Source organism: Streptomyces niveus (assembly GCF_001723055.1).
Classification (GTDB): domain Bacteria; phylum Actinomycetota; class Actinomycetes; order Streptomycetales; family Streptomycetaceae; genus Streptomyces; species Streptomyces niveus.
This window is the reverse complement of the sequence record NZ_MDCR01000097.1, coordinates 32,989-41,501: the sequence shown is the minus strand read 5'-3', so window position 1 is coordinate 41,501 and position 8,513 is coordinate 32,989. Positions and strand designations below refer to the sequence as shown.

Sequence of the window (8,513 nt, the reverse complement as noted above, 5' to 3'; positions counted from 1 at the left end):
CGCCCGGACCGCCCCCGCCGCCACCCGTACGGCGTACGTCTCCGTGCGGGCGAGCCAGGGAACCCGTGACCCCCGCCTGGCGTTGACCAGTGAGGAAGGGTCCACTGGAGAGTGGAGCAGCATCACGTAGAGGGTTCCCCTGCCGCACGATTTGGAGGGCGTTCCGTGCACCGCCGGCACAACGGGTTGAGGACCGCCGCACTCCTCGGGGGACTGTCCGCACTCATCATCGTCATCGGCAGCGTCTTCGGCCGGACGGGGCTGATCATCGCGGTCGTCGTCGCGCTCGGTACGAACGCGTACGCGTACTGGAACAGCGACAAGCTCGCCCTGCGCGCCATGCGCGCACGCCCGGTCAGCGAGTTCGAGGCCCCGGGGCTGTACCGCATCGTCCGCGAGCTCTCCACGACCGCGCGCCAGCCGATGCCACGGCTCTACATCTCACCGACCCAGGCGCCCAACGCGTTCGCCACCGGACGCAACCCGCGCAACGCGGCCGTCTGTTGTACGGACGGCATCCTCCAGATCCTGAACGAGCAGGAGCTGCGCGGAGTCCTCGGCCACGAGCTGAGCCATGTCTACAACCGCGACATCCTCATCTCCTCGGTCGCCGGCGCCCTCGCCTCGGTCGTGATGTTCCTGGTGAATTTCGCCTGGCTCATCCCCATCGGCCGCTCCGACGACGACGAGGGCCCCGGCATCGTCGGCATGCTGCTGGTGATGCTCCTGGGCCCGCTGGCCGCCTCCGTGATCCAGCTGGCCGTGAGCCGTTCCCGGGAGTACGAGGCGGACGCGTCCGGCGCGCAGCTCACCGGTGATCCGTTGGCCCTCGCGAGCGCCTTGCGTAAACTTGAAGCAGGTACGAAACAGCTCCCGTTGCCGCCCGAGCCACGGATCGAGACGGCGAGCCATCTGATGATCGCTAATCCGTTCCGTCCTGGGCAGGGTGTATCGAGAATGTTCTCCACGCATCCGCCGATGGCGGAGCGGATCGCCCGACTAGAACAGATGGCAGGTGGCCGCCCATGAAGACAATCCTCAACATCATCTGGCTGGTTGTGAGCGGCTTCTGGCTGTTCCTCGGCTACATGCTCGCCGGCGTGCTCCTGTGCATCACGATCATCGGCATCCCCTTCGGGTTCGCCGCGTTCCGGATCGGCGTCTACGCGCTGTGGCCGTTCGGCTACACGGCGCGCGAGCGCACCGACGCGGGTTCGCCGTCCTTCGTCGCGAACGTGCTGTGGCTGGTCCTCGCGGGCTGGTGGCTGGCACTCGGCCACATCTTCACCGGGATCGCGCTCTGTGTGACGATCATCGGCATTCCGCTGGGCTTCGCCAACTTCAAGCTGATCCCGGTCTCGCTGATGCCCTTCGGCCGCGAGATCGTCCGTACGGACGAGGCGTTCGCCGGCTGGTGACTCCGGCGGTGTCCGGCGGCGCCAGTCCGGTGCCGTCGGCTCAGCGGCGCCGTACGGCGTACAGGGCCGCTCCCAGCAGGAGCACGGCGGCTCCCGTGACGACGGACGGGACGGGCAGCGCGAAGGCCAGCACCACACAGCCGACAAGCCCCACGGCCGCCCGTATCCGCACCCAGACCGCACCGACCGCACCGACCGTCCACGCGGACGCGTTCGCGATGGCGTAGTACGCCAGCACCCCGAACGACGAGAAGCCGATCGCCCCACGCACGTCCGCCGTCGCCGCCAGCACGGCCACCACCGCGCCCACCGCCAGCTCCGCCCGGTGCGGCACCCGGAAGCGCGGATGCACGGCGGCCAGGGCGCGCGGCAGATGCCCGTCCCGCGCCATCGCCAGCGTCGTACGGGAGATTCCCAGGATCAGGGCCAGCAGCGCCCCGAGCGCTGCGGCGGCGGCCCCGACACGCACCACGGGCACCAGCCAGGACGCTCCCGCGGCCCGTACGGCATCGGCCAGGGGAGCCGCTGAGCGCCCCAACTCACCGGCGCCGAGGACCGAGAGCACCGCCACCGCCACACACGCGTACACGGCCAGCACGAGGCCGAGGGCCAGCGGGACGGCGCGCGGGATCGTACGGGCCGGGTCACGCACCTCCTCGCCGAGCGTGGTGATGCGGGCGTATCCGGCGAAGGCGAAGAACAGCAGCCCGGCGGCCTGCAACACCCCGTGCGCCGAAGCCGGGCCGCCCTCCGACCCCGCCTCAGTACCGAGGCCGAGCCGCCCCGCGTCGGCCGCGTCCGAACCGAGCGACACCACCACGACGGCCGCCAGGACCCCCAGCACCACCGCCACGATCACCCGCGTCAGCGTCGCCGACTTCTGTACGCCCCCGTAGTTCACGGCGGTCAGCACCACCACCGACCCGACCGCCACCGCGTGCGCCTGTCCCGGCCACACGTACGCCCCCACCGTCAGCGCCATCGCCGCACACGAGGCGGTCTTGCCGACCACGAAGGCCCACCCCGCCAGCCAGCCCCAGAACGGTCCCAGGCGTTCTCGGCCGTACACGTATGTCCCGCCCGAAGCCGGGTAGTCGACCGCCAGCCGGGCCGACGACATCGCGTTGCAGTAGGCCACCAGGGCGGCCACCGCCAGCCCCCACAACAGGCCGCTCCCGGCCGCCCCGGCCGCCGGTCCGAGCGCGACGAAGACCCCGGCCCCGAGCATCGCCCCCAGTCCGACCACCACGGCGTCGAAGACGCCCAGCGTGCGCCGCAGCTCCTGTGTCATACGCCGCACGCTACCGATCTCCGCAACCGCGGCCCGTCCCGGGAACGTCCTCCGGGACAACACCGCATGAAAGGCAGGTTCACGGCATGACCATCATCGGCTGGCTCGTCCTCGGACTCCTCGCCGGAGCCGTCGCCAAGATCCTGCTGCCCGGCCGCGACCCGGGCGGCCTGGTCGGTACGACCCTCATCGGTATCGCGGGCGCCTTCATCGGCGGCTGGATATCGTCCCGCTGGCTGGACCGCCCGATCACCAGCGACTTCTACGACGGCGCCACCTGGGCGGCGGCGATCGGCGGCTCACTGGTGCTGCTGATCATCTACCGCATCCTCTTCGGCCACTCCCGCTCCCGCTGACGGGTCCCGGCCGCCACCGGCACGACCGCCGAACCCGGTCTCGCGCAGCGTGATGTTCAGCCGCCCGGCGCGCATCCCGCTCGCCGGGTCGGCGGTCCCCGGACGCACCTTCGGGACGCCGTGGAACGCGAGCCGGGACGCCCCGCCGAAGACGAAGAGATCGCCGGACCCCAACTCGACATCCGTATAAGGACGCGTCCTCGTCCGCGTGTTGCCGAAGCGGAAGACACAGCTGTCACCGATGCTCAGCGACACCACGGGCGCCCCGGACCTCTCGTCCTTGTCCTGGTGCATGCCCATCCTGGCGTCGCCTTCGTAGAAGTTGACCAGCGCGGTGTCCGGCGCGTAGCCGGCCCCGGCCCCCGCCCCGTACGCCTCGTCGACCGCCGCGCGCCCCAACTCCGCGAGCCACCCGGGAAACGGCGCGACCCGCGCGCCGTTCACGTCCCCGGCGGTCCGCGTGTAGCGGTACGGCTGCCAGTGCCACCCCAGACAGACCGTCCGTACGGACATCACGCCCCCGTTGGGAAGGACGGTGTGCCGCATGGGGACGGGCCCCCGCGCCCATCCCCGGCACGCCTCCACCAACTCCCGCTGCCGCGCGCCGTCCAGCCATCCCGGCACATGCACGGCCCCGTCGGCGACGACGGACCGCGCCCGCGGAAACAACGCCTCACCCATGCCCGCACCCCACTCCCGTGTCCCCGTCGAACGGAACGCGGCGAAGGCCGCGGCCGGGAACGCTCCCGGCCACCGCCCCCGCCGCGCCCACCGACCCGCCGGTCAGCGGTAGTTCACGTACTGCAACGCGAAGTCGAAGTCCTGCCCCTTCAACAGCGCCTGTACGGCCTGGAGATCGTCCCGGCTCTTCGAGCTGACCCGCAGCTCGTCGCCCTGCACGAGCGCCTTGACGCCCTTGGGGCCCTCATCGCGGATGATCTTGGCGACCTTCTTCGCGTTCTCCTGGGTGATGCCCTCTTCGATGGAGGCGAAGATCTTGTACTCCCTGCCGGACTGCTGCGGCTCGCCCGCGTCCAGCGCCTTCAGCGAGATGCCCCGCTTGATGAGCTTCGACTGGAAGACGTCGAGGATGGCGCTGACCCGCTCCTCGGTGTTGGCCTGCATAAGGATCTTCTCGCCGGACCAGGCGATCGAGGCTCCGACGTTCTTGAAGTCGTACCGCTGGGAGACCTCCTTCGCGGTCTGGTTGAGGGCGTTGTCGACCTCCTGCCGCTCGACCTTCGAGACGATGTCGAAACTGGAGTCGGCCATGTCCTGTGGCTCCTTGTATCGGGTACTGGAAAGAGTGCCGCGACTCTCGCGCGACTGCTGCGGAAAGTACGGCCGGGCTCCCGGCCCGCTCCCGCAAAGCCTAGTCATCTCCGCCCCCTCCCGGCCTGATCAATGCGGTGGCGGAGCACCCCCACCCATCGGGTATCGTTTACGTCGTTGCCACGGAGCGGCGCACACAGCGACCGTCTCCCGGCGACATCCCATGGCGGTGTGCCCGAGTGGCCAATGGGAGCGGACTGTAAATCCGCCGGCTTAGCCTTCCCAGGTTCGAATCCTGGCGCCGCCACACGGAAGAGATGGCCCCTGGCCCGCGGAGACGCGGACCAGGGGCCATCTTCTTGTCCCTGCAAGGTGTCCTTCAGGTCGCGGACGCGGCGTTGCTCACCGCCTCCGCGACCGGCACCGCCCCGCTGATCAGTTCCAGCGTCAGGCCCGCCGTCGCCGGTGACTCCACCAACTCCGCGAGCGTCGCTGCCACATCGTCCCTCGGCACCGGGCCGCGGCCGGTCGACGCGGCGAGGTTCACCAGCCCCGTGCCCGCGTCGTTGGTGAGCATTCCCGGACGCAGCACCGTCGTGTCGAGCCCCTGCTTCGCCAGTACGTACGCGTCCGCCGCGCCCTTGGCCCGCAGGTAGTGGTCGAAGATCTCGTCGCCCTCGTGGTGCGGGTCGGCGCCCAGGGACGAGACGATCACGTAGCGCCGTACGCCCGCCCGTACCGCCGCGTCGGCGAACAGGACCGCCGCGCCCCGGTCGACGGTGTCCTTGCGTTCCGTGGTGCTGCCCGGTCCCGCCCCGGCGGCGAAGACCGCCGCGTCCGCGCCCTCCAGCGCGGCGGCGGCCTCCTCGGGTGAGGCCGTCTCCAGGTCGAGCACGACGGCCTCGGCGCCCGCCTCCCTCAGGTCGGCAGCCTGTTCGGGTTTGCGGATGATGCCCGCGACCTCGTGTTCGCGCGCGGCGAGCAACCGCTCCAGCCGCAGCGCGATCTGACCGTGTCCTCCGGCGATGACAATTCGCATGCTCCCGACCGTACGTCCGACGAGCCGTCAGCGCGCACGCACCACCTCCGTAGGAGGAGCGATTGGACCGATTCCGGCGGGTGACGGTGTTCACGGCGCCGACTCCGGCCGGCCCTCGCGCCCCTCCCGCCCTTGCCGTCCCTGTCGCGGCAGGTCCAGCGCCACCGCCACCGCCGAATCGCAGTACTCCCGCACGGCGTTCGTCCGCGCCACCACCCGGCCCCGGTGAATCACGATCCGGCTGTACGCCAGCGACAGCACGCCCTCCAGTTGCTCCCCGCGCACCGCGAGCAGCTCGGCGGGAAAGCCCGCCTCCACCCGCACCTCCGGCAGCCCCATGGCCTCCCGCGCGGCCGTGCTCACCGTCTCGTACGCCTCCGACGCCCGCAGTCCTCCTTGGGAGGCGAGCAGATATGCCGCCTCCAGCGGATCCCCGCGTCCCACCGGGTTCGCCACGTCGCGTACGGCCCCGCTGCCCGCGGCCACCCGCACCCCGGCGGCACGCAGCAGCCGTACGGGCGCCACCCCCCGCTGCTCGACACCGCCACAGCCGCCCTGGGGCAGCGAGACGACCGCCACACCGGCCGCCGCCAACTGGTCGGCCGCCCGGCCCGCCGCGTCCGCCGGCAGCCGGGACAGCCCGGCACAGGGCCCGATCGAGACGCCGGGCCGCAGCCCGCCCGCCATCACCGCGAGGCGCGCGAGCCGGGCCGGGTCGCCGCCGTCCGTATGGAGGTCGACGCAGCAGCCGTGCTCGGCGGCGACCGTCAGCACCGCCTCCACGTATCCGGTCGGGTCGGGGTCGGTATCGGGGCAGCCGCCCACCACCCCGGCGCCCATCTTCACCGCGTCCCGCAGCATCGCGAGCCCGTCGGCGCCGGCCACCCCGGTCAGCAGACGCGGCACGGCGACGACCGTCAGATCGCCGAGCCCGCGCAGTGAACGCCGTGCCTGGAGCACCGCCTCCATAGGAGCCAGCTCCTGCGCGGCACCGATCCGCACGTGGGTACGCAGCGCGGTCGCCCCGTGTCCGACCTGGAGCAGCGCCGCCTCGGTCGCGCGGCGCTGGACGTCGTCGGGGTCGTACGAGACGGGCCCGTCCGACGCGACGGCGCTCAGCGCGGTGTCACTGTGCGCGTGCGGCTCGGCGGGCGCGGGCAGGAGCAGATGCCCGTCCAGGTCCACGCACGAGCCGGCCGCGGTGAGACTGCCGGCGGTGCCGACGGCCTCGATACGGCCGCCGCCGAGCCGTACGTCGACGACGCGGCCGTCGGTGAGCCGGGCCCCGCGCAGCAGCAGCGCGGTGGCGTTCGCCGTGGCGCCGTGTGACGGCTGCGGCTGGCTGTCGGGCATCGCGCTCCTGGTGGGGCTCCTGGGGCTGTGGTCTGGCGCTTCGCAGGCAAGATCACGCAGCGCGCGTCGAGCCTAGAGGCGCCCCGGGCGGGCTTCGAGGAGGAGAGGAATAGTCATACCGGCGTGGCTTCTCCTGGTGTACGGAACGCCCTCCGAGCCCGTCCCCGAGCCTTTCCCCACGCCGTCATCGCGCTGTCCCCGCGCCGTTCCCCACACCCGCCCGGCAGCTTCCCGAGACGGAAGGGACAGGTGGGACGAGAGGCGGGCGGTAGGCCGCGAAACGGATTTGGGCGATCGGCGACGGACCGTGTAATGTCTTCATCGCTCGCCCCAATAGCTCAGTCGGTAGAGCGTCTCCATGGTAAGGAGAAGGTCTACGGTTCGATTCCGTATTGGGGCTCAGGTGTACGGCGCTCCTCGCCTCCGGGCGAGGAGATCCGACATCGCAGCGGTGTAGCTCAGTCGGTAGAGCAAGCGGCTCATAATCGCTGTGTCACCGGTTCAAGTCCGGTCACCGCTACACACGGTAGCCGATGGTGGGGGCGATCCTTCGATCGGCTACTCTTTTATGCGTTAACCCGTCAATCTGTCCAGGAGCACTCACGTGGCTGCCACCGACGTCCGCCCGAAGATCACGCTGGCCTGCGTGGAGTGCAAGGAGCGGAACTACATCACCAAGAAGAACCGGCGCAACAACCCGGACCGTCTTGAGATGAAGAAGCACTGCCCTCGTTGCAACTCGCACACAGCTCACCGCGAAACGCGCTGAACCAGGCTCGTACCCGAGGCCGCCCCCTTAACGGGGGGCGGCCTCGTGTCGTTTAACGTGCCCGATCCATAGTTGTGCACCATTCATCAGGGCAGTCTCATCAGGAGGGAACGAGTCCATGGCGCTCGACCAGTCCTTCGTCGGGCGGACCTATCCGCCCACCGAGCCGTACGAGGTCGGCCGGGAGAAGATCCGCGAGTTCGCCGAGGCGGTGGGCGACGCCAATCCCGCGTACGCCGATCCGGACGCGGCGAAGGCGCTCGGCCACCTCGATGTGATCGCCCCGCCGACCTTCGTGTTCGCGATCACCTTCAAGGCGGCACGCGAGGTCATCGCCGACCCGCAACTCGGTCTCGACTACAGCCGGGTCGTGCACGGCGACCAGAAGTTCGCGTACACCCGCCCCGTACGGGCCGGTGACCGGCTGACCGTCACCTCGACCATCGAGGGCATCAAGTCCATGGCCGGGAACGACATCCTCGACGTCCGCGGCGAGGTGCACGACGAGGCGGGCGCGCACGTCGTGACCGCGTGGACCAAGCTGGTGGCGCGCGGCGCCGAGGAGGAGTGATGACGGTGGCCACGCAGATCGCCTACGCGGACGTCGAGGTCGGTACGGAGCTGCCGGCGGCGACCTTCCCGGTGACCCGCGACACCCTGGTGCGGTACGCGGGCGCGTCCGGCGACTTCAACCCGATCCACTGGAACGAGAAGTTCGCCCTGGAGGTCGGGCTGCCCGACGTCATCGCGCACGGCATGTTCACCATGGCCGAGGCGGCCCGGGTGGTGACCGACTGGGTCGGGGACCCGGGGGCCGTCGTCGAGTACGGCGTCCGATTCACCAGACCCGTCGTGGTCCCCAACGACGGGACGGGCGCGGTCATCGAGGTGACCGCCAAGGTCGCCGCCAAGCTCGATGACAACCGCGTACGCGTGGACCTGACGGCGACCAGCGAGGGCAAGAAGGTGCTGGGGATGTCCCGCGCCGTCGTCCAGCTGGTCTGAGCGCCACACG

11 protein-coding genes and 3 tRNA genes are annotated in these 8,513 nt (G+C 70.7%); 9 read left to right on the top strand and 5 right to left on the bottom strand.

Going from position 1 to position 8,513, the window contains the following annotated elements:
* The first annotated feature begins 165 nt into the window (after positions 1-165).
* Both htpX and BHU15_RS13290 read left to right on the top strand, forming a co-directional pair.
* On the top strand, positions 166-1,029 hold the full coding sequence (gene htpX, locus BHU15_RS13295) for a zinc metalloprotease HtpX (protein WP_069627371.1): 864 nt from the start codon (positions 166-168) through the stop codon (positions 1,027-1,029).
* Entirely contained in the window at positions 1,026-1,418 is a 393-nt protein-coding gene (locus BHU15_RS13290; protein ID WP_069627370.1) for a YccF domain-containing protein, read from the top strand. Before htpX ends, BHU15_RS13290 begins: the two co-directional genes overlap by 4 nt.
* Positions 1,419-1,458: 40 nt before the next feature.
* Here BHU15_RS13290 and BHU15_RS13285 read toward each other — a convergent pair whose 3' ends face one another.
* The gene (locus BHU15_RS13285) at positions 1,459-2,709 is read right to left on the bottom strand and encodes an APC family permease (protein WP_069627369.1); all 1,251 of its coding nucleotides are present in this window, start codon (positions 2,707-2,709) and stop codon (positions 1,459-1,461) included.
* Between the two features lie 86 nt (positions 2,710-2,795).
* On the opposite strand from BHU15_RS13285, the gene BHU15_RS13280 reads away from it, so the two are divergent.
* The gene (locus tag BHU15_RS13280) at positions 2,796-3,065 is read left to right on the top strand and encodes a GlsB/YeaQ/YmgE family stress response membrane protein (RefSeq protein WP_069627368.1); all 270 of its coding nucleotides are present in this window, start codon (positions 2,796-2,798) and stop codon (positions 3,063-3,065) included.
* Here the strand turns inward: BHU15_RS13280 and BHU15_RS13275 are convergent.
* Together BHU15_RS13275 and BHU15_RS13270 are read right to left on the bottom strand one after the other, a co-directional pair.
* Positions 3,009-3,746, bottom strand: coding sequence for an alpha-ketoglutarate-dependent dioxygenase AlkB family protein (locus BHU15_RS13275; RefSeq protein ID WP_079128113.1), 738 nt, complete (start codon positions 3,744-3,746; stop codon positions 3,009-3,011). The two genes, BHU15_RS13280 and BHU15_RS13275, sit on opposite strands and share 57 nt — an antisense overlap.
* Before the next feature lie 102 nt (positions 3,747-3,848).
* A complete protein-coding gene (locus tag BHU15_RS13270; protein ID WP_023539388.1) occupies positions 3,849-4,337 on the bottom strand; it encodes a YajQ family cyclic di-GMP-binding protein in 489 nt (162 codons plus the stop codon).
* 225 nt (positions 4,338-4,562) lie between these two features.
* On the opposite strand from BHU15_RS13270, the gene BHU15_RS13265 reads away from it, so the two are divergent.
* Positions 4,563-4,644: transfer RNA gene (locus BHU15_RS13265), tRNA-Tyr, on the top strand.
* A 72-nt stretch (positions 4,645-4,716) separates the two neighbouring features.
* Here BHU15_RS13265 and BHU15_RS13260 read toward each other — a convergent pair.
* Entirely contained in the window at positions 4,717-5,376 is a 660-nt protein-coding gene (locus tag BHU15_RS13260) for an NAD(P)H-binding protein (RefSeq protein WP_069627367.1), read from the bottom strand.
* Positions 5,377-5,466: 90 nt separating this feature from the next.
* Positions 5,467-6,729 carry an amidohydrolase family protein gene (locus BHU15_RS13255; protein ID WP_069627366.1) on the bottom strand — a complete coding sequence of 421 codons (1,263 nt, stop codon included), beginning with the start codon at positions 6,727-6,729 and terminating at the stop codon, positions 5,467-5,469.
* 327 nt (positions 6,730-7,056) lie between these two features.
* On the opposite strand from BHU15_RS13255, the gene BHU15_RS13250 reads away from it, so the two are divergent.
* The 5 genes from BHU15_RS13250 (at position 7,057) to BHU15_RS13230 (ending at position 8,503) form a co-directional block, all read left to right on the top strand.
* A tRNA-Thr gene (locus BHU15_RS13250) sits at positions 7,057-7,129 on the top strand.
* Positions 7,130-7,176: 47 nt separating this feature from the next.
* A tRNA-Met gene (locus tag BHU15_RS13245) sits at positions 7,177-7,249 on the top strand.
* An 84-nt stretch (positions 7,250-7,333) separates the two neighbouring features.
* Positions 7,334-7,498, top strand: a complete 165-nt coding sequence (gene rpmG, locus BHU15_RS13240) for a 50S ribosomal protein L33 (RefSeq protein WP_003956487.1) — start codon at positions 7,334-7,336, stop codon at positions 7,496-7,498.
* Positions 7,499-7,616: 118 nt separating this feature from the next.
* Complete coding sequence (locus BHU15_RS13235) at positions 7,617-8,069, top strand: MaoC family dehydratase N-terminal domain-containing protein (protein ID WP_023539384.1); 453 nt, start codon at positions 7,617-7,619, stop codon at positions 8,067-8,069.
* Positions 8,069-8,503, top strand: a complete 435-nt coding sequence (locus BHU15_RS13230) for a MaoC family dehydratase (RefSeq protein WP_069627365.1) — start codon at positions 8,069-8,071, stop codon at positions 8,501-8,503. Before BHU15_RS13235 ends, BHU15_RS13230 begins: the two co-directional genes overlap by 1 nt.
* Positions 8,504-8,513 lie beyond the last annotated feature (10 nt).

Coding starts and splice junctions, on each gene's coding strand:
- BHU15_RS13285 (WP_069627369.1), bottom strand. CDS start 2,709: ATGACACAGGAGCTGCGGCGCACGCTGGGCGTCTTCGACGCCGTGGTG.
- BHU15_RS13290 (WP_069627370.1), top strand. CDS start 1,026: ATGAAGACAATCCTCAACATCATCTGGCTGGTTGTGAGCGGCTTCTGG.
- BHU15_RS13275 (WP_079128113.1), bottom strand. CDS start 3,746: ATGGGTGAGGCGTTGTTTCCGCGGGCGCGGTCCGTCGTCGCCGACGGG.
- BHU15_RS13280 (WP_069627368.1), top strand. CDS start 2,796: ATGACCATCATCGGCTGGCTCGTCCTCGGACTCCTCGCCGGAGCCGTC.
- BHU15_RS13235 (WP_023539384.1), top strand. CDS start 7,617: ATGGCGCTCGACCAGTCCTTCGTCGGGCGGACCTATCCGCCCACCGAG.
- BHU15_RS13255 (WP_069627366.1), bottom strand. CDS start 6,729: ATGCCCGACAGCCAGCCGCAGCCGTCACACGGCGCCACGGCGAACGCC.
- BHU15_RS13270 (WP_023539388.1), bottom strand. CDS start 4,337: ATGGCCGACTCCAGTTTCGACATCGTCTCGAAGGTCGAGCGGCAGGAG.
- BHU15_RS13230 (WP_069627365.1), top strand. CDS start 8,069: ATGACGGTGGCCACGCAGATCGCCTACGCGGACGTCGAGGTCGGTACG.
- BHU15_RS13260 (WP_069627367.1), bottom strand. CDS start 5,376: ATGCGAATTGTCATCGCCGGAGGACACGGTCAGATCGCGCTGCGGCTG.